This is a genomic window from Nostoc cycadae WK-1 (genome assembly GCF_002897135.1).
Classification (GTDB): domain Bacteria; phylum Cyanobacteriota; class Cyanobacteriia; order Cyanobacteriales; family Nostocaceae; genus Nostoc_B.
Genome location: NZ_DF978430.1, coordinates 252,889 through 272,561, shown reverse-complemented (window position 1 = coordinate 272,561; position 19,673 = coordinate 252,889). Strand labels below are relative to the sequence as shown.

The following is a 19,673-nucleotide window of genomic DNA, read 5'->3' as shown; positions in this document are numbered from 1 at the left end:
GACTTTATACTTCAGAATTTAGTAATTTGGTCTTGCTAGGTTTTTAAATTTGGTATATTGCGGGTCGAATAACAATTTCACTGTACCTGTTGGACCGTTGCGGTGCTTTGCTACTATGACTTCAGCAATGCCGCGATCGGGCGTATCTGGTGAATAATATTCATCGCGGTATAGCATAATCACCAAATCCGCATCTTGCTCGATAGAGTTATGAACAATAATATTATTGGCTACAAAATTGTGTAAGCCAGTAACAGTCAAATCAAATACTTCTTCTTCTCCACTTAATTCAATTGAAACTATTTCGTCCCAATAAACATCGCTATTAGCCAGGAATAAAAGTTCATTTGATTGAACAAGTTTGGCTACTTTTAATGCTCTTTCTCGACTTAAATTCGCTTTGTAAAACGTAGAGCCACAATAAGATGTTCTTAGGGAGGAATGTAATAGCCTTGTGGTTAAACCAACACTTGGCATTGCGGGTACAACAAGTGTTTTCCAAACATCTTTGGGAATGACATCTCTGTTAGGGTTATGAATTGAGTTTTGCAAGTGTTGAGCAATTTGTTGTAATGAACTTAGCTTATATTCTCCTACTGCTCTAACTGTTTGGATAAATAACTCAAGGTCAGGCTTACCAGTAATTGTTACATGATATTGGTTTCTACCTTTGCAAATTTGAGGAATTATCTTGACCTTGGCATTAATACCAAGCCTTAACAAAAGCGTTTGTACATCAAAAGCTAGTCTCTCGCTACTGCTGGCATAATAAGCAACAGGTCTTGGTTTTTTACCAGCAACTAATTTAATACAACCATCTGTACTCCAAAGGTGTCGTAAAAAGTAGGCTATTAACTCTTGTGGTTGTGAGAATAATTCTTGAGGTACAAATTTTTCGTAAGACCTTAAACCAAACACTCCGAGGGAATCTAACCATTTAGCAATAGGATTCCTCACATTATGAGTAAGACGTTGTGCTGCGGATAAATAAACTTGATACCAGTCTCGTTCAGGCGAGATTTTAGGAACAATTGAATCTCCAAAAACTTCTCTGGCTAAGAAAGCAACATTCTCTGCTAAATCTATCTCTCTAGTTGTGTACTGTATAGCATGACGTGGGAGTGTACAGCCATCACCAATTAAATGTCCTAATAATGCAACCTCGGCATAGGTCATTGTTTGTTTACCAGAGATAGGAATCTGTCTTGGTAAACATAGATGTTGTTTAAGATTTAATTCATCAAGTCTTCTCCAGCCATTAATAGTTAAAAATTTATGATTAGCTGTGGCACGAATTTTCCGTCCTAATCGAGTTTTTAGGGTAAATACAGGCTTGATTCCTGTAGAAAAAGCATGACTAACAATTGCCCTTTCTAATTGCATTGTGGATTCATTCAATGCCCAAACAGCAAAACCAGATTTACCAACTAATTCTTTAATTGGTACTTGTAATCCACTATCTGCCAACGTAATTAAACTATCACCTGTTAAACAACCTGATTCTCTCAAATCAGATAACATCGGACGCTTGTTGGTACGTGCTTCTACGCCGCGACTTAACTGGGATAAAGCAATTACAGGCACAGATAATTCACGGGCTAAACCTTTGAGACTTCGCGTAATGCGAGATAATTCTTGTACGCGGTTATCACCTGCACCTTCCATTAATTGCAAGTAATCTATGACAATCAAGCCTAAATCTGCGCCTTGTTCGGCTTGTAGTCGCCTAGCTTGCGATCGCATTTCGTTAACGGTCATATTCGGCGTATCATCAATATAAATTGGCATCTCGGAAAGCATACCAATCGCGCGACTTAACGGTTCCCACTGGGTTTGGCTGATGCGTCCACTCCGCAGATAACCAGATTCAATTCCCGCTTCACTGGCTAATAGTCGCTGTACTAGCTGTTCTTTAGACATTTCTAAGCTAAAAACCGCGACTGGTAATTTATAACCAGCAGCAATATTATGAGCTAGGTTCAAGCAAAATGCCGTTTTCCCCATTGACGGTCTCCCAGCGACGATGATTAAATCAGAACGCTGAAAACCGCTAGTCATAGCATCTAAATCATAAAAGCCGCAAGGAATCCCAGGTAAAGCAATACCTTGGTGGCGCGTTTCAATATCTTGAAAAGTATTGACTAAAGTATCAGAAATATGTACTAAACCCGATTGCGGGCGTTCTTGGGTAACACCAAAAACTTTCTGTTCTGCTTTATCTAAAACTAGTGGTAATTCGGTTTCTGTTTCATAACCAAGATGGACAATTTCGTTGCCAGCTTTAATTAACTGTCGCCGCAGGTATTTTTCCATAACTAATCCTGCTAAAGCGTCAATGTTAACCGCTGAAACTGTACGGTCTACAAGGGTAGCTAACTTATTTCTGCCGCCAATTTTAGCTAGTAAATCATTATCTGTTAACCAGCTGGTAATTGAAAGTAAATCTGTAGGTTTACCTTGAGCATGGAGGCGCAAGGCGGCTTGATAGATTTCTCTGTGGGCGCTAATATAAAATGCTTCTGCCACTAAGCGATCGCTAACTCGACCAATCGCTTCTGGATCTAATAAAATTCCCCCCAAAATCGCTTCTTCTGCTTCAATATTTTGGGGTGGTAGGCGATCGCTACCATCGCCTTGAAAACTTAGTTCTTCCGCCATAATGCGATTTTGGATGAGTAATGAGGATGTCTCTATTACCCTTATAGTCCAAAATCTGCGAGAGAACACAGTTGCAACTCGGTGATTACTGACAACTTGCTGAAGAAATTAGCAACCACAGATTTAACACTGATAAAACATCTGTGTGTATCTGTGGCAAAATCTCAGCAAATCGTTAGCTGGCAACCACTTCAACGTCGATTTGCGCTGTTACGTCTGAGAACAACTTAATTTCCGCTTTGTAAGTACCCAGCTTGCCAATATCGGGTATGGTAATACCACGACGGTCAACTTCTTGGCTGGTAGCTGCTTGAATTGCATCTGCTACATCTTGGCTGGTAACAGTACCGAAGATGGCTTCGTTTTCACCAACTTGCTTGGCAATTTTCAAGCTGCCAACTTTTTCTAAAGCAGCTTTTTGTTCTAGCGCTTGTTGCTTAAGTTCTAATTGCCGTTGACGCTCTTGTTCACGACGGCGTTCTACTTGCTTGAGAATACCAGGAGTAGCACGGGTTGCCAAACTCTTGGGAATGAGGTAATTTCGAGCATAGCCAGGAGCTACTTCTACTAAATCGCCTAATTTTCCTAACTTGCTGACATCTTGAGTCAAAACTAACTGTACGCGTTTCGCCATTGTTTTCTGTTTTTCCTGTAAAATCTCAATAACTTGGGTTGCAGCAGGATAGCCTACATGAGTGTAACTGTATCCCAAGCAGCTTTGTCTATACCCTAAAGCTTACAGATCCTAGCGAAAGGCGGGGGGCGATCGCAACTGTTTAGTAAGTCAAAAGTCAAAAGTCAAAAGGAGCCAGTGCGTTGGGCGGCTCTGCCGACTTGAAGCAACTGGCGTTCAAAAGAATAAAAATTGAGATTAGCAAGGGTTTTTGACTTTGTTCGTTTACGTAAAAATTTTGCGAACTTGTTTTTTGACTGTTTTGATTGTTGTTTTCCATTGACTTTGTTTTGGGGGTGCGGGAATTTCCGCCGATGGTATTGCTGGATTTAAATTGCGGTAATGTTCCCAAATATCCCAATAAGGACAGCCTGGTTGAATGTGAATCCCAGCCCAGTGCAAGAATTGCAGAGGTTGATTAACTGTCGGGTCAATGAGAATTTGACCTTGTTGCTGAAACTGGGGGCTACCCGCCCAATTTCCTGGGGCTTTCTCAGGGCGACGCACAATGTTAAAGCGACGCGGAATTCGCCTCAGCAGGAGATAATTGAGAATTGGTTGATCAGAAACTTTTTCGCTAAAGTCAAAATACTCTGGATGGGCGGCACATTCTGCAAAGGTGTCGTATAAATCTTGTTCGGAAAAAATATTTTTCTTGGAACCCCAAAAACCACTATTAAAAATATCTTTGGTTTCAGCTTGAGTAAATACTTGTGCTTCTACAACATGAGGACTAAAAACATTTTTTATCCCGCCCAAATGTTGATAATCGCAACAAATAAAGTCGTATTCTGCTAAATAATTAAAGTTATTACTGAGTTTTTCAAAGACCACCACATCAGTATCGATGTACAAAAATTCATCAAAGGGGCCAAACCAACAAGCTGGTTTACGGAGTTTATTGGGACTGGCAAAAAATTGTCCGCCAAAGATGTCAAATAACTTCTGAGAAAGATGATTAATGAAATCTAAATCTTCGTATACCTGCACACCATAATGTTGATTGAGTATTGCAGCTATATTGTGATAGTTTTCATTATATGGAATCATGACAATCGGGATATCCGGGTCTGTTAAGCGGATACTATTCAACAGAGCGATCGCATGATCTGTGACTTTATCATTCGCAAAAATATAAATTCCCCGACTCATCTTATTTCCCTCCTACTGTCAAACCTAATTTTTTGAGAATTCGTTTACCTAAACTCGGAGGCGCATTATAAGCTTTGGGTTTAGTTGTAAATTTTGGTTGATTTTCTGGTTCTTTCAAGTAGCGATAGTGCAAGAAAATATCTCTGTAAGGAAAATCAATATTTTCTCCAGCACAAAGGCGATTAAATAATTTAGAAGATAAACCAATATAATGCAGAAATGTTAATTTATTACCTTTGTCATAAAGTACATTATGCTGATTAACAAAATGGGGCGAATTGGCACAACAACCTGTTAATTGATTTTCTGGTAAATTAAGAGAAAAGTTGTAATAGGATACATTACCTTTCATTCTCATATAATTCAGTACAGACTGGTTGGGAGCGCCCATATACAAAATTTCTGAGTCGCCATTATTCAACTGTGATAGTAACCATTCTCTTTGTTCGGGGGGAAATATACCTCGCTTAGAAGCATAAAAACCAGAGCAGAAAATTTCTGATTCAATTCGCTCTTGGTTAAATACTTCATACAACTTTGGCGATGATACTTTAAAGATATGACCAGGGTCTTTATATTGAAAGTCGTAAGCGACAAAATCATATTCATCTAACTTGTCAAAGACAAAATCTAAGGGCTGCATCACTAATGTGTCAGCGTCCAAATAGATAAAATTTTCAAAATAACTGCCTGGATCAAATGCACAGTAACGACGATTTTCTCCAACGCGATAAAATTTTTGAATACCTTTAGCTTGCCAAGTTTCAATCGCTGTCGGATGAGATTGCCAAACACGGTGAGAAAACTCTTCCCATCGCGCAAAAATTTCTGGATCTTCTAACAGCGTGACATTTTTTCTGGATGCAACTTCAGCACGTACTAAATCTATCTGATCGTTATAAGCAATCACGCATACTGGCACATCGCCAGCATTAACTTCGATGCTATTGAGTAAGGCTACAAGTTGGTTGTAGACATAATCATTAGCCAAAGTATAGATGCCATTTGTCATAAGTTTTAACCATTATTTTTCACAAAATTTGCCAGCCAATTCAGCAGATTTAATTTGTGCAGAATGATTTGACGAGCTTCCGCGATCGCATCTTTGGCTGCATACCAAGCATCAGGGGTAGCAGTTACTTCTTGAATATAAGCGATGCCTTTTTCATCCAAGCTGGGTAATCTTAAAAAACTCCCAGGTGGTAATAATTTATCTGCCGCAGGGCCGCCATAGTATATTGGCAAACACCACGCTAGTAGAGCATCCCAAAGTTTTTCACTTACATACCAATTATTATCTGCATAGTTTTCAATTGCCAGATTGTAATAATACGGAGCCATACCATACCATTTATTACCAAGCTCACCCTGGGAATTTGCTGATGTAGGTAAGTCACGTCCATACAAATCAAATTTAATTTCGCTGGACTGCATCGATTCCAAAAAACTTAACCGTTGGCGATGATTGGCTGTACGATTAATTCCCGAAGTAATCCAACTACAGGGAGCAACTTTTGCTGGAGGCGGCATTTCGTTTAAATCTTTAAATGAGTTGCTGTGATACCAAATAGCTGGCATATATTCAGGAATTGGTGCAAAATCATCGGGGCCAGAAACATAGCCACAATATTGTTGTGCTGTTTGATAAACTTTTTTATGTTTTCCTACTACTTCATCTAAGGGCGGTTCTCGCATGAGGTAAATTATTTGTTCTTTGCTGACTCCCCGGAGCAAAGAGTTAATATCTAATTCTGGCGATCGCTGTTTTTTTTGCAGGCGACTTAACCAGGTTTCTTTGGGCTTTTTGAGTATGTGCGGAAAGTCAAACTGATACATTAATAAAAACTCAGGCTTGTTTGCTAATGCCTGAAGTTGAATGTTTTGCCAAACTCCAAAAGGATGAGGTGTTTGTTGCCACAGCCAATCGCCTTGAGTTTTTAAGGCTTTATAGCTGCTAATCATACCGACGGTTGTGATTTGCATTTGGTTTATTTGGTTTGAGATTAAGCTACAAGTTGAGGACGATAAGATTCATCAACATAACTGAGAATTTTGGCAGCGCGATTTTCCCAAGAAAATTGTTTGACAAATTCGATGGTTTCTGGATAACCATCAATTTTTTTGGGATGAGTGTCTAAAACTTGTTGGAGGGCGGCGGCAAATTTCTCTGGGTTATCTGGTTCACACCAAGCTGCGATCGCTACAGTATTTTTAAATTCCATTAATGAGGGAATTTCTGTTGCCACAATCGGATTTCCTGAAGCTAAATAATCAAATAGTTTTAAGGGGGAAGTAAAAGTAGCAGCTTTTCCTGAACAATGGGGATGAGCCAAAATATCGGCAGCTTGTAATAAAGGTGCTAATTCATCATGTAAAACATGACCCAAAAAACAAATATTATCTGTTTGTTTGGCTTGGGCTAATTGTTGATAATGTGCAACTTCACTTGGTTTACCACCAGCACAAGCAAACTGCACATTTGGCATTTGTTTGGCGACATCAATTAAAATATCAATGCCTTTAAATTGTTGAAGCGCCCCGGCATAAACTACTAAATGCGATCGCTGATTTTTTAGCAGCTTTTCTCGCCATGCGGATGCTTTTTCGGGCTGTCTCTCCATAAATAAGCGATTAAACCCATTATGAATTTTAATCAGTTTTTCTGGTGGCATCCCATGTTTAATCATGCTATCTCGGACTGTATCTGCCACTGTGACAGCAACTTGAAATAATGGATGGTTGACTATTTCTGGTTCAAATTGTTTATCTTCATGGTGGTGATGCTCATAAATTGCTGGCACACCATTTTGAATTGCTGCTTTGACAAAATTCCAATTCCAAGCATGAACAATTTTGGTAGTTGACCGAATATGAAAGGGAAAATAATACTTTGTAGCGATGGTTTTAGAATTAGTAAATTTATTTTTAAAATAATCAATAGGCCAAGGCATTGGTAGCCTAGCGACTTGTAATTTATCTTGCAAGTTGTAATATTTAATCACGCTTTCTGGCGGTTTTTCTGGTTGAAAAGGCTGTAATAAATGAACTGGGTTCATTGCTTCCCAACCTTTTTGGGGATAAATCAAAACTGTAGGACAACCTAAGTTGGCGGCTCCATTGGCAGCGTTAGCAGCCTGGACGTAATAAGCGTCTGGTTTGGGTAATTCTTCGGTAAGAAAAAAGTTATAGTTTTTTTGTAAACTATGGTTTTTCATAAAAATTATATTTTGTCTTCAAATTTTTCTAGTTTATCAATTAATTCAATGGCAGAATTATAAGCATTTGTAATCAATTGATGTTGTTCTTCAGGAGTGTAAATGGCAGTTTCAGAAAGGGAACGCAGATTGTTTAAGCTAATGTTTAAACAGTCACGAAACTCAGAAAACATCAAATTAAAGCGTTGATATCGATGATTGAGGTTTTGATTGGCTTCTGTGGAAGAGAGAAATCGCTCTTGAATTTGCATTTTCAAAATGTCTTGAAAAATATCAATTGTGGTAATAATTCTCAAGGCAGATTTATAAGATTCTTCAATTAATTCTTGCTGTTCTTGGGAATTATCGATTAAATCATCTATAAGTAACCCCAGTACACCAATCATTGAGTTGAGGCGGGTGCGAATTTCGTGGGAAATGCGGGTTAAACTTTGATGTTGTTGAGCGTTATCATCTGGGCGATCGCCAAACTGCATCGTATACAGGCGAGAATAGTAACCACCTTTTTGTAAAAGTTCTTCGTGGGTTCCGACTTCTACCACTCGTCCTTGATCGAGGACGGCGATTTGATTGGCTTTTTGGACTGTGGAAAGACGGTGGGCGATGACTAAGGTGGTGCGATCGCGGCTTAAATCATCCAATGCTTCTTGGACTAAACGTTCGGAAACCGTATCTAAAGCGCTGGTGGCTTCATCTAAAATGAGAATTTCGGGATTTTGCAGCAAGGCGCGGGCGATGGCTAATCGCTGTCTTTGTCCCCCCGATAACATTACGCCGCGATCGCCAATTAAGGTTTCAAATCCTTGGGGTAATTTGCTGATAAACTCGTAGGCATTCGCCCGCTTGGCGGCGCTGATGATGTCATCTTCCGTCGCTTCTGGTCGTCCGTAGGCGATGTTATTCTTAACGGAATTATTAAAGAGAAAGGTGTCTTGGCTAACAATTCCCATTCTCTTGCGTACAGATGTGATATCAAATTTCCGTAAATCTGTACCATCTAAGTTAATACTGCCAGCGATCGGGTCATAAAATCGCGGTAAGAGGTCAGCAACAGTTGATTTCCCCGCGCCAGAACCCCCCACTAACGCCAAAGTCGTACCACGCGGTAAAAATAAATCCACATCTCTGAGAACTAACTTCTCATGACCAGGGTAAGCAAAGGAAATGCAATTAAAATGCACTCCTTCTTTTAACTGGGTATAGATAATTTCACCTTTAGGCATAAAAGGCTTATCATCTAACCTTAAAAAATCTGTGACTGCTTCGACACTGGCGCTGGTGCTGGCAAAACTGCTTCGCAGTCCATTTAACTGGGAGATTAATGGTAGCAGTCGCAACAGGATTAATAAATATGTGAGTAATACTGCGGAAAGGGATGCAATTTGATTAGCAAAAAAAGTTTTACTTAAAAATACAATCAAAATTAAAGCGCTAATTCCCATAACCTCACTCAACGGTGCGATTACTTCTGAATTAGCCTGAGATTGGAAATCTGCTTTTTCCCGTTCCCGAATTAATTTTTGAATTCTGTGATATTCTTTGCCTTCATTACCTGTTGATTTAACTAACCGAATGCCGTTGAGTGTCTCTAACATTGAAATCGAATAAGCTTTCGACATTTCGGTTAGCTGCTTCCCAAATTTTTTGGCACGAGCAATGGCGTATTGATTTACCAATGTCACCAAAGACAATAAAGCGGTAGAAGCTAATGTTAACTGCCAAGAAATTGATAGCAATAAACCAATAAATACTAAAATTGTAATCCCTAAAATAGCTAATTTGAATGTATTACCAATGGCTGTAGCGGAGCGCCCAATTTCTCCGCCAAGACGGTTGATTAAATCACCAACTTTCATCTTGGCATAATAATCTATATCAATTTCTAGTAATAACTTTAATCCAGCTTCGCGCATATCTGACATCAACATACGCGTTAAAGAATTAGATACTAATGAGCTTGTATAGGTAGCTAAATTCTTTAAAATAATTACCAATATAATTGCCCCAGCCATGACTATGATGCGGTAATTATCTGGTACACCATCAAAGGGAGTCATGATTTTTTTGAGAATTGCTGGAGCTTTAGTTAAATCAACATCTTGCCCGACAATTTTTAAAATAACCGGCACAATTAAAGCTGTGCTGACACCATTAAACAAGGCTCCAGAAAATCCCAAGACTATAGTCAGCAGAATTAAACCTGGATAGGGTTTGGCAAATCTTACTAGTAGCTGCTTGGTAGACATTGGGGATTTATCAAATTTTATATATGCTCAATACAATATTATTCATAAATTAATTACCAAACCAGCTAATCCTCAAATAAATATTTTTAAATTGGCTTTTTGTAATAACAAATCATCATGAGACGGGCATTAGCCTATCATTTAAAAATCCTATTTACAACCGCGCAATTACTGACTTGAGAGTGGCTGCCATCGCCTCAATGCTATATTTTTCCACACATCTTTCTCTGGATTTTTTACCGCGTTCATTGGCAGCATCTAAATCTTGAAAAATTAGTTGAATTTGCTCGGCAATTTGCTCAGGACAACCAGGTTCAACTAAATAGCCTGTGTCACCTAAAATTTCAGGAATATCGCCAACTCTTGTGGATAATACAGGTTTGGCCATTGACATACCATCTGTCAATTTTAACGGGAATTGCGCCCGCGTTTCGGGAGTGTCTCGCTGGGGAACAACTATAACATGAGCCGCCGCAACCACATCAGGCATCACATCTGCGGGATAATTGGGCAATTTGATAATCCAGCGTCCCCATTTTTGTCGGAGTTCTTCATCATAATTGTCGTAGGGACTACCACCGACAATTACTAGTTTTAGGTCTGGTTGATTCAGTTTATCTAAAGCAATCAAAACATCTTCTAGCCCTTTATAAGGTCTAGGTGCGCCAGGAAACATTAAGATGCGATATTCAGATAAACCATAGCGATTTCTACTTTCTTCTGGCTGATATTTAGCCGGATCAAATAAAGCAGTATCTTTGCCGTTAGGCACAGAAATTCCCCCAAACCGCTTTTGCAAAAAGCTAGTATGTGTTGTAATAGCATCGGCACGCTTGACCAAATTTTCCATCCATTTAATATATAAAGGATGGTAGGGAATTCTTAAAACACCGTCTTTTTTGAGTATGTCTTTAGCTAATTGTTTAAGTGAGGGTTTATATTGCCAAGCATCGCCACCATACCAACTAAGTTCCCAATCATCTATGTCTACAATTACTGGTTTTTTACTAGATAATTTCTTGATTAGGGCTACCCCAAAGCTGGCTACTTGCGGCTTAATTGCATAAATAATATCACCATCAATTAATTTTAAAATTTTGTTGATAGATTTAAAAAATCCTGGATAATTACCACCTTCAACAGTTTTTAATTGAGCTTCTGAGGGAATCGCTCGATATAATTCTTTATCAAATAAAAAACCGATAATTTCTACTTCACAATCTAATTTATGTAAAGCTTTTTCTAAAAGTGAAGCTCGAATAAAACCATCGTTAGTTGATAAATTCCAAACTAGTATGGATATTTTGGGTTTATCTTTCATTCTTAATCATATTCCTTGAAGATAAATTATTTCTGTCGCCAGGGATTTGTTACTTGATCAGGCAAAAAGAGATGAGCGAGTTTATCAAATATTCTCGTGTACAAGGAACGAGTAATATTTTTAGCATACTGAGGTCGGTAAGGATAGGTACAATGTAATACTTTAATTTCTTGATCAATTTTGTAAGCATCTTTCCACTTACTCAAAAAATTATACGTAGGTGGTAAGACTTTCATTTTAGGTTTAACGGTGGCGATCGCAGTAGCAAAAGCTCCTTGATCTCGTAATAATAATTTATCTTGATGTTCAGTGATAATTCCAAAATATCTTTGAAATTCACTAAATAATTTCTTGGTTTCTTCAGTTTTCCGAAAGGCAATTAAGCCGCTATTATATTGAATATCTTTTTCTTGGAGTGGGAAACCTACAGATTGAAGTGTTTGTAAAACTTTGTCTAAGTTTTCTTGTTGACTACCGCGCAGTAAATTGGTGGCTTTTGATATATCTGGTTGGACATCTTCAGTTAACAATAAGTCAAATTCATCTAAAGATTCAAAGACATCATTAATATCGGTTAATAAGCAAATATCTGAATCTAAAAAAATTGTTTTATCGAATTCTGACGCATTATATAAAGAGACTTTAGCCAGTCGTGATGCTAATACTGTATTTTCATGCTTTGGTGCTGGCTTGAGAATGACATTTTTAAATACTTTTAAAAAAGGATATAAAATTGGCGGAACCTGGTCAATTAAAACAATTATTGGTTCATGATGAAATTTGCGGATTGCGGCTAAAAAATGAATGCAGTCTTGAAAAGAATACAATCCAGTTAAGATAGTAATAAATCCTCTAGTTTCTTTCATAAGTTAATGGTTAATTGTATGTATTTGCAAACATTATTAATCTGCTGTTTGTGTCATCAAAAGTTCTGAAGATTGGTTAAAACTTACAAGATATTGTCAAGCTAACTTTTTATTTAGATGTTTAAATATCTATAAAATGCAGCTTTGAAAATAATTATAGAGATTACGCCAGATAGATATGTTGGCAATATTATATAGGTGTAGTTGATGTTGTTGTAGAGGTTCTAGTTTTTTCAGCAAACATAGGTGCGCTGATAGATGATGAATCTTGTCATCTAGACCATCATAATACACAAGGTAGGAATGAGTGATGCTATTGATGATGAATTGAATAGTCAATCACGCCTTACCAGTCGATTAATTTTAACTGCCCTGTTTGAATCTGATCTAGGATGCGGTTAACCTGGCGACGGACTCTATCGTTGATTAGACCATCAGCAAATGCTTGAGAAAGTAGTAACGTATGGTCTTGACGACTCAGCTTTCCTGATGAAATTATTTTATCTACTATTTTTTTAATAGCAATTTCTGATTGACTATCAACACTAATGTAGATAGACGGGCGATCGCTCATTACTTCTCCTGAGAAATGTAAAAAATTACGGCAATATTTGCTAACTGAAGTATAGGTAAATGCACCCCAGATCAAGATTAATGTTGGTAGCCAATAGCAAATATGTACACCATTTGATAACAGTCTTTTTAGCTATTTTTATAACTAAAAATAACACAATAAATCTAACTTCAGATTTATATATACTCCCAGAGGATTTTTACTGATAAAAATAACTGTTTTTGATGAGTTTTTATGTTGCTTTCAGTATTACCACGGTTGTAGATTAACATGCTTGATGCAGTTTACCCGCTAGAATAAATAAAACCAAAAGTTTACGGTATCTCAAAAATACCAAGAATTTATTAATGTAAGGGAGTTAAGAGGAAATGCGGGTACTCCGTCTTGAGGCGCTCTCAGATAACTACATATTCTTACTACACAATACGCAACAAAATATTGCCGCCGTTGTCGATCCAGCAGAAGCAGAACCAGTGTTGAGCAAACTAGCAGAACTCAATGCGGAGTTAGTAGCGATTTTCAACACTCACCATCATCATGACCATGTAGGTGGTAATCAACAGTTAATGCAACGCTGCCCTAAACTGACTGTGTATGGTGGAGCGGAGGATCAAGGGAGAATTCCCGGACAGCAGGTGTTTCTGCAACAAGGCGATCGCATTTCCTTTGGCGATCGCCCGGCTGAGGTCATCTTCGTTCCCGGTCATACCCGCGCCCATATTGCTTATTACTTTCCACCCCACACAGCAGACGAACCGGGAGAATTATTTTGTGGCGATACTTTATTCGCTGGTGGTTGTGGTCGCTTATTTGAAGGTACACCGACACAAATGGTGTCATCTTTAGAAAAACTGCGTTCTCTGCCAGATAATACCCGTGTCTGGTGCGCCCACGAATATACCTTAAAAAATTTACAATTTGCCCTCACTGTTGATGGTGAGAATACTGACTTACAACAGCGCTATGCAGAAGTAAACACTTTTCGCACTCAAGGAAAAGCCACTGTCCCTTCTTTATTGGGAGTAGAAAAGCGTACCAATCCATTTTTGCGTTGGGAACAACCATCCCTACAACTAGCCGCCAACAGTAATGATGCAGTGCAAACATTCGCCCGCATTCGGGGAATGAAAGATAGGTTTTAATGACCATTGATCATTAGTTATTCACCCCTCTCTGCCCCTATTTCCTATGTCTTACGCTTCTGGCTTCAGTCCAAACTACGCTACTGCAAAATACCGTTTCTGCGCCGCAGCACAAGCATTAGGTTGCCAATTAGAAACATACTCTATTGACCAAACAGGCCCCGATGAAGAGGACTTAACTATTGATGTGGCAATATTAGGAACCTCACAACCTGAACAAATTTTGGTTGTTTCTAGTGGCTTGCATGGGGTTGAGGGTTTTTTTGGTTCTGCTGTTCAATGTGCTTTGTTAGAAGAACGTTTGATTGGTTGGAGTCCCAGCCCAAGAACAGCTTTGGTGCTGTTACACGCTTTAAATCCTTATGGTTTTGCCTGGGAACGGCGTGGGAATGAAGAAAATATTGACCTCAACCGTAATTTCCTGCTACCTCATGAGGAATATACAGGTAGTCCTGAAAAGTACGGGGACTTGGATAGGTTCTTTAACCCTACTTCACCACCATCGCCTTTTGAACCGTTTTTGATGAAAGCGATCGCTACTATTTTCCGTCACGGGATTAATTCTTTAATCAATACCTTACCTGTAGGTCAATACGACTTTCCCCAAGGTCTATTTTTTGGTGGAAACAGACCATCGAAAACATATCAAATATTAGCGGCTCATCTTCCTCGCTGGATTGGTAATGCTAAAAATGTTCTGCATATTGATTTACACACTGGTTTAGGCAAAAAAGCGACTTATAAACTGTTTATTAATGACCTCCCAGATTCAGCATCAGCCCAATGGTTAATCGAAAAGTTTGGTGCTGATGTCGTGGAACCTTATCAACCAGAGGGGAAGATGTATAAATTTCGTGGGGGTTTAGGAACTTGGTGTCAAGCGATGTTTCCCCAATGTGATTACAAGTTTCTCACGGCTGAGTTTGGTACTTACCCAGTTATGCAAGTAGTAGAAGCCTTACGGGCCGAAAATCGCGCTCATTTCTATTCTCCGCCAGAACACCCTTCTAAAAAATGGACGCGCCAAAGATTGGCAGAAGTGTTTGCACCAGCAGATCTGACTTGGCGGAATACAGTGGTGTGTAAAGGTCTTGATTTAGTCGAAAAAGCGATCGAGGTTTGCTTTCCTACAGAAGTAATTTAAAACTCAGCTTACCTTTGCATTGAAAAACAGCAAGGTTTGAATCTGGAGAACTTTAAAATTGAAATTTATCGGCAACATTATAAATCTAAGAGATATTTTTGATTGCATTTAGGAAACAAATAATGGCAGATATTGGCTTTACTCATATTGCACTGGGAGTAACAGACATCAATAAAAGCATCGCTTTTTATCAGAAGTATGCTGGAATGAAAGTAGTACATCGTCGCACCGATGAAACTAATCAATTGGAAGTTGCTTGGATTAGCGATTTAACTCGACCATTTGTGATTGTGCTATTGCAATTAGATCAAGCACAATGTCAGCCTTCATCTGGGTTCCATCTTGGTGTAGCCTGTCAAAGCCGTGAGGAAGTAGATTATCTCTGTAATGAGGCGAAATTAGAAAATTTATTGCAAGAAGGGCCTCATGATTGGGGTTCTCCGGTTGGTTACTGGGCTTTTATCCGCGACCCTGATGGTTATCAACTTGAGGTAGCTTATGGTCAGGAGGTTAATATTATGATCGCCCAAGCACAACAACAAGAGTAAGGATAGGCGATCGCTATTATCAGTACTGGCAGTTACAGCAGTAGCCAAGTTTGTTAGGGCATCGGTAAATGAAGAATTGAAGAAAAACTTAGGATTACTAGCAAAATCAACAACTAATATTGTGATAAAACTCTGCGTACCTTTGCGCTTACCTCTCTACTCCTCTGCGTTCCCAACTCTCTTAGTAGGAGCATAACTAATGATTACTTTCCCAGAAAACGTCCAAACCAGTTATAAACTACCACCGCAAGCAATCGAGCCTAGATGGTTTCAAACGGCGCGAGCAATTATACAACCAATCGAAAATCTAGATTGGCATCAAAAAAAATATGGCGATATTTTTATTTCCAGATTTGCTGGTTTTCCTACACAGGTAATTATTAGTAATCCGCAAGCAATTCAAGAACTGTTTACTGCTGATGCTAAGTTGTTTGAATCAGGTTCAGGAAACAAAGTTATTCAACCTTTGGTAGGCACAAATTCATTAATATTACTTGATGGCGATCGCCACTTGCAACAGCGTAAACTTTTAATGCTGCCTTTTCACGGGGAACGGATGAAAGCCTATGGTAATTTGATTTGTGAAATTGCTAATCAAGTCACTAGTCAATGGCAAGTTGGGCAATCATTTATTGCTCGTCCCAGTATGCAGGAAATTTCCCTGAAGGTGATTTTAAGCGCTGTTTTTGGACTCAAAGAAGGGGAACGTTACCAAAAAATTCAGCAAATCTTAGTTGAGATGTTGGATACTTTTAATGCACCATTGAGCGTTGTTTTCTTATTTTTCCAGTCATTGCAACGAGATTTAGGTGCTTGGAGTCCTTGGGGGAAATTTATCCGACGTAGACAGCAGCTTGATGAGCTAATTTATCAAGAAATTCGGGAACGTCGCCATCAACCAGAATCCTCAGCAGAAGATATTATGAGTTTGCTATTGTCTGCGCGGGATGAAAATGGTCAACCCATGAGTGATGAGGAGCTACGCGACGAGTTGATGACTATGCTATTTGCTGGCCATGAAACTACTGCGATCGCATTAGCTTGGGCTTTATATTGGATTCATTATGTGCCAGAAGTCCGCGAAAAATTACTGCAAGAACTTAATTCTGTTGATATCTCAAGTGCAGATCCTACAACAATTGCTCAACTACCATATCTGAATGCTGTTTGCTCTGAAACACTGCGAATTTATCCAATTGTTTTCTTTAGTTTACCGCGCATTTTACAAGCTCCTATGCAATTGATGGGTTACGATTTACCCAAAGGTATGACAATATCTGCTTGTATTTATTTAACTCATCATCGCCCAGATATTTATCCAGAACCTCAGCATTTTCGACCAGAAAGGTTTCTAGAACGCCAATTTTCTCCTTATGAATTTGTGCCTTTTGGTGGTGGAAATCGTCGCTGTTTGGGAATGGCGTTTGCTTTATTTGAAATGAAACTAGTTCTAGCAACAATCCTCTCTCACTACTCATTAGAGTTGTTAGAAAAAGCTCCTATCAAACCTGTCCGGCGTGGCATAGTATTTACACCGGATGGCGGTGTGCATTTGATGGTAAAGGATAAGTTTTAAAGTCAGAAATCAGGAATAAATTTACTACCTAAAAATAGGCAAAAGCTGAATAAATTAAAATTTTTACTTTTGCCTTTTAACTTTTTATTTTTGCCTTATTCTACTAGTCTGGGTATGCTAATTAAAAACTCAGTTCCTGCTCCTGCTGTGGACACACAATGTAATTCACCACGGTGTTTTTTGACGATAATTTGATAGCTAATTGATAACCCCATACCTGTACCTTTGCCTACGGCTTTAGTGGTAAAGAAGGGGTCAAAGATGCGATCGCGAATTTTTTCGTTGATTCCTGGCCCGTTGTCAGTAATACTAATAACTATGCGATCGTCTGCTTGCAAATATGTGCGAATCTGAATTTGTGGATGGGGAATAGCGACTTCTTCTAAAGCATCAATAGCATTTGTTAACAGGTTCATAAATACCTGATTCATCTGTCCAGGGTTACACATCACCTGTGGTAAATCCCCATACTCTTTAATCACCTCAATTTCTGGAGATTCTGGTTGAGATTTCAAGCGGTTTTGCAATAGTAGGAGCGAATTATCTATACCTTCGTGGATATTCGTTAATTTTACCCCTTCTTCATCAACCCGTGAGAAATTGCGTAAAGACAAGACAATCTGACGAATGCGTTCTGCACCACTATTCATCGAATCTAATACTTTAGGTAAATCTTGGCGGATAAAATCTAAATCAACTGCATATATTTGCTGGTGAATTTCTGGTGTTGGTGGGTAAAAATATTGTTGATAAAGTTGAATTAAATGTAATAAATCCTGTACATAATCGTTGGCATATTTCACATTGCCATAAATAAAATTCACAGGGTTATTGATTTCGTGAGCAATACCTGCTACCAACTGTCCCAAACTAGACATTTTCTCTGACTGAATCAGTTGAGCCTGGGTTTGTTGCAATTGTCGCAGTGTTTCTTCTAGCTGCTGAGTTTTAGCGCGAAACTTGGCTTCTGATTTTCTTAAAGCTTTTTCTGTACGCTGTCGCCGTAGTTCTTCTTGTTTGCGAACTGTAATATCGTGGCAAATACCAATAAAGTAAATAATATTGCCAGTAGCATCTTTGATGGCTGATAAGTAGCAACTATGCCATTGCCAATTACCATTTTTGTGTTTCACACGATATTCAATTGCCTCTTGCTGTTGACCTGTGGTGAAAACTGTGGTGAAATAATTTACACAAGTTGATAAATGTTCTTGATGTATAAAGCCCGCAAAATGCAGACCTTCAACTTCTGCTACTTCATGCCCTAAAATATCTTTCCAGTTGGAAGATACATAAGAAAATAAACCATCAGGAGTGAGCGAAAAAATAATATTGTTGGCGTTTTCGACAATAGTCCGAAAGTTATCACCACACTCAATAAAAGCTTCTTGGACTATGTGAGTGATATCACGCACAAGTACGATAATTTCTTGTGATTCTAAGGGTAATAATCTGGCTTCAAATTGTGCCTTACTTTCTCCTAAATCTAAACTATATGCAAAACTAACTACAGCCTGAGTTTGCAAAGCTTGATTGATTGCTTGATGAAAGCGGATGACAAGAGATGTTGGTAAACACTCTAGTAATTGCTTACCAGGAATTATGGTGGATGGTTTAATTAAATTATATGTTTTGCTTGATTGATATTCTAAAATAATACCGTGGGGATCAATCCGAAAGTACATATCTGCAAGCATCTGCCAGATTGCTTGGATTTGAGAAGTTTTCGGAAATGAGTTTGGTTCTGTTACTATCTGGTTATCAAATTTTGTTGCTAGTTCATGATTAGCATCCGCTAATGCTATGGTTATTAACTTGCGATCGCTTATATTTTTTGTATTGCGCTTCTGCACTATTTTCGTGCTTTCATCAAGTTTATTATTTAAGTTTTGCACCCTTTCAGAGAACACTTTTACCTGCCTACTTCTACGGAGAAGAATATGATATAAAATCTGAAAAATTAACTTAAATTTTAAAAACTGTTTATTTTCTATCCTGCGATATTACCCCAGAAAATAAATAGTTACTATTATGATCTTAGTATTATCACTTTAGTAAGACATCTATCTTAAGAGTGGGTCAGATCACTGGGTAAATAATATTTTGCGTAAATAGAAATGTAACATAACTTTGCTGCTGCAAAATCAATTATGCTTAAATTTTTAAGTAATAATGTTGAATTTTTTGTAAATTAAAATATTTTCAAATATTACAAAATTGGTATTGATATAGCGTAGACTTTGACTTAATTAAGTTATTTTAATCTTTCGACTTAAAATTTGACAGTAATCGTGAATGATACATTTTATACAGAAAAAGCTGCGGAATCGGATTATCAACGATTAAAAATTAGCTTAAATCCTGATTTTTTTGTTGTAGACATTGTTTTTCAAACATAAAAATTATCAAAAAAGAATTCTTCAGAAGTGCATATTTGTGCATTAATACTCACTAAGATGAGATTCTGGGTAATAAAGTTAAATTTTGATTAAAAATGACTGTTATTAAGTTTTTGTACAGAATAAATAGCTGTTTGCTTGAGAACAGATATACCTAGA

General features: G+C 38.2%; 15 protein-coding genes. 4 read left to right on the top strand and 11 right to left on the bottom strand.

Annotation, left to right across the window (positions count from 1 at the left end):
* Positions 1 to 18 precede the first annotated feature (18 nt).
* The 10 genes from NCWK1_RS16300 to NCWK1_RS16255 form a co-directional block, all read right to left on the bottom strand.
* Positions 19 to 2,658: a replicative DNA helicase gene (locus NCWK1_RS16300; RefSeq protein ID WP_103125423.1), complete on the bottom strand. Its 2,640-nt coding sequence runs from the start codon at positions 2,656 to 2,658 to the stop codon at positions 19 to 21.
* Positions 2,659 to 2,833: 175 nt separating this feature from the next.
* Positions 2,834 to 3,292: a 50S ribosomal protein L9 gene (rplI, locus tag NCWK1_RS16295; RefSeq protein WP_096584900.1), complete on the bottom strand. Its 459-nt coding sequence runs from the start codon at positions 3,290 to 3,292 to the stop codon at positions 2,834 to 2,836.
* 264 nt (positions 3,293 to 3,556) lie between these two features.
* The gene (locus NCWK1_RS16290; protein ID WP_103125422.1) at positions 3,557 to 4,483 is read right to left on the bottom strand and encodes an Npun_R2821/Npun_R2822 family protein; all 927 of its coding nucleotides are present in this window, start codon (positions 4,481 to 4,483) and stop codon (positions 3,557 to 3,559) included.
* A gap of 1 nt (position 4,484) precedes the next feature.
* A complete protein-coding gene (locus NCWK1_RS16285) occupies positions 4,485 to 5,495 on the bottom strand; it encodes an Npun_R2821/Npun_R2822 family protein (RefSeq protein ID WP_096576988.1) in 1,011 nt (336 codons plus the stop codon).
* A 5-nt stretch (positions 5,496 to 5,500) separates the two neighbouring features.
* Entirely contained in the window at positions 5,501 to 6,466 is a 966-nt protein-coding gene (locus NCWK1_RS16280) for a glycosyltransferase family 10 domain-containing protein (protein WP_096576986.1), read from the bottom strand.
* A 20-nt stretch (positions 6,467 to 6,486) separates the two neighbouring features.
* Positions 6,487 to 7,698 (bottom strand): glycosyltransferase family 4 protein, encoded by a 1,212-nt coding sequence (locus NCWK1_RS16275; RefSeq protein ID WP_096576984.1) that lies wholly within the window; start codon positions 7,696 to 7,698, stop codon positions 6,487 to 6,489.
* Between the two features lie 5 nt (positions 7,699 to 7,703).
* A complete protein-coding gene (locus tag NCWK1_RS16270) occupies positions 7,704 to 9,944 on the bottom strand; it encodes an ATP-binding cassette domain-containing protein (RefSeq protein WP_103125421.1) in 2,241 nt (746 codons plus the stop codon).
* 154 nt (positions 9,945 to 10,098) lie between these two features.
* Entirely contained in the window at positions 10,099 to 11,265 is a 1,167-nt protein-coding gene (locus NCWK1_RS16265; RefSeq protein ID WP_103125420.1) for a glycosyltransferase family 4 protein, read from the bottom strand.
* Positions 11,266 to 11,291: 26 nt separating this feature from the next.
* Positions 11,292 to 12,131 (bottom strand): putative nucleotide-diphospho-sugar transferase, encoded by an 840-nt coding sequence (locus NCWK1_RS16260; protein ID WP_103125419.1) that lies wholly within the window; start codon positions 12,129 to 12,131, stop codon positions 11,292 to 11,294.
* Between the two features lie 346 nt (positions 12,132 to 12,477).
* Positions 12,478 to 12,705 carry a hypothetical protein gene (locus tag NCWK1_RS16255; RefSeq protein ID WP_096576975.1) on the bottom strand — a complete coding sequence of 76 codons (228 nt, stop codon included), beginning with the start codon at positions 12,703 to 12,705 and terminating at the stop codon, positions 12,478 to 12,480.
* 368 nt (positions 12,706 to 13,073) lie between these two features.
* Between NCWK1_RS16255 and gloB the strand changes: the two genes are divergently transcribed.
* The 4 genes from gloB (at position 13,074) to NCWK1_RS16235 (ending at position 17,115) form a co-directional block, all read left to right on the top strand.
* The gene (gene gloB, locus NCWK1_RS16250; protein ID WP_103125418.1) at positions 13,074 to 13,847 is read left to right on the top strand and encodes a hydroxyacylglutathione hydrolase; all 774 of its coding nucleotides are present in this window, start codon (positions 13,074 to 13,076) and stop codon (positions 13,845 to 13,847) included.
* A gap of 46 nt (positions 13,848 to 13,893) precedes the next feature.
* Positions 13,894 to 14,991 carry a DUF2817 domain-containing protein gene (locus NCWK1_RS16245; RefSeq protein WP_096576971.1) on the top strand — a complete coding sequence of 366 codons (1,098 nt, stop codon included), beginning with the start codon at positions 13,894 to 13,896 and terminating at the stop codon, positions 14,989 to 14,991.
* Positions 14,992 to 15,113: 122 nt separating this feature from the next.
* Positions 15,114 to 15,539, top strand: a complete 426-nt coding sequence (locus tag NCWK1_RS16240) for a VOC family protein (protein WP_096576969.1) — start codon at positions 15,114 to 15,116, stop codon at positions 15,537 to 15,539.
* 199 nt (positions 15,540 to 15,738) lie between these two features.
* Positions 15,739 to 17,115 carry a cytochrome P450 gene (locus NCWK1_RS16235; protein WP_103125417.1) on the top strand — a complete coding sequence of 459 codons (1,377 nt, stop codon included), beginning with the start codon at positions 15,739 to 15,741 and terminating at the stop codon, positions 17,113 to 17,115.
* Positions 17,116 to 17,210: 95 nt separating this feature from the next.
* Here the strand turns inward: NCWK1_RS16235 and NCWK1_RS16230 are convergent, their stop codons facing one another.
* Positions 17,211 to 18,968 carry an ATP-binding protein gene (locus tag NCWK1_RS16230; RefSeq protein WP_245894915.1) on the bottom strand — a complete coding sequence of 586 codons (1,758 nt, stop codon included), beginning with the start codon at positions 18,966 to 18,968 and terminating at the stop codon, positions 17,211 to 17,213.
* Positions 18,969 to 19,673 lie beyond the last annotated feature (705 nt).

Bases quoted from the DNA above. Each gene is read 5' to 3' on its own strand.
- NCWK1_RS16300 (WP_103125423.1), bottom strand. From the start codon at position 2,658: ATGGCGGAAGAACTAAGTTTTCAAGGCGATGGTAGCGATCGCCTACCA.
- NCWK1_RS16275 (WP_096576984.1), bottom strand. From the start codon at position 7,698: ATGAAAAACCATAGTTTACAAAAAAACTATAACTTTTTTCTTACCGAA.
- NCWK1_RS16260 (WP_103125419.1), bottom strand. From the start codon at position 12,131: ATGAAAGAAACTAGAGGATTTATTACTATCTTAACTGGATTGTATTCT.
- NCWK1_RS16240 (WP_096576969.1), top strand. From the start codon at position 15,114: ATGGCAGATATTGGCTTTACTCATATTGCACTGGGAGTAACAGACATC.
- gloB (WP_103125418.1), top strand. From the start codon at position 13,074: ATGCGGGTACTCCGTCTTGAGGCGCTCTCAGATAACTACATATTCTTA.
- NCWK1_RS16255 (WP_096576975.1), bottom strand. From the start codon at position 12,705: ATGAGCGATCGCCCGTCTATCTACATTAGTGTTGATAGTCAATCAGAA.
- NCWK1_RS16270 (WP_103125421.1), bottom strand. From the start codon at position 9,944: ATGTCTACCAAGCAGCTACTAGTAAGATTTGCCAAACCCTATCCAGGT.
- NCWK1_RS16290 (WP_103125422.1), bottom strand. From the start codon at position 4,483: ATGAGTCGGGGAATTTATATTTTTGCGAATGATAAAGTCACAGATCAT.
- NCWK1_RS16280 (WP_096576986.1), bottom strand. From the start codon at position 6,466: ATGCAAATCACAACCGTCGGTATGATTAGCAGCTATAAAGCCTTAAAA.
- NCWK1_RS16245 (WP_096576971.1), top strand. From the start codon at position 13,894: ATGTCTTACGCTTCTGGCTTCAGTCCAAACTACGCTACTGCAAAATAC.
- NCWK1_RS16265 (WP_103125420.1), bottom strand. From the start codon at position 11,265: ATGAAAGATAAACCCAAAATATCCATACTAGTTTGGAATTTATCAACT.
- NCWK1_RS16235 (WP_103125417.1), top strand. From the start codon at position 15,739: ATGATTACTTTCCCAGAAAACGTCCAAACCAGTTATAAACTACCACCG.
- NCWK1_RS16285 (WP_096576988.1), bottom strand. From the start codon at position 5,495: ATGACAAATGGCATCTATACTTTGGCTAATGATTATGTCTACAACCAA.
- rplI (WP_096584900.1), bottom strand. From the start codon at position 3,292: ATGGCGAAACGCGTACAGTTAGTTTTGACTCAAGATGTCAGCAAGTTA.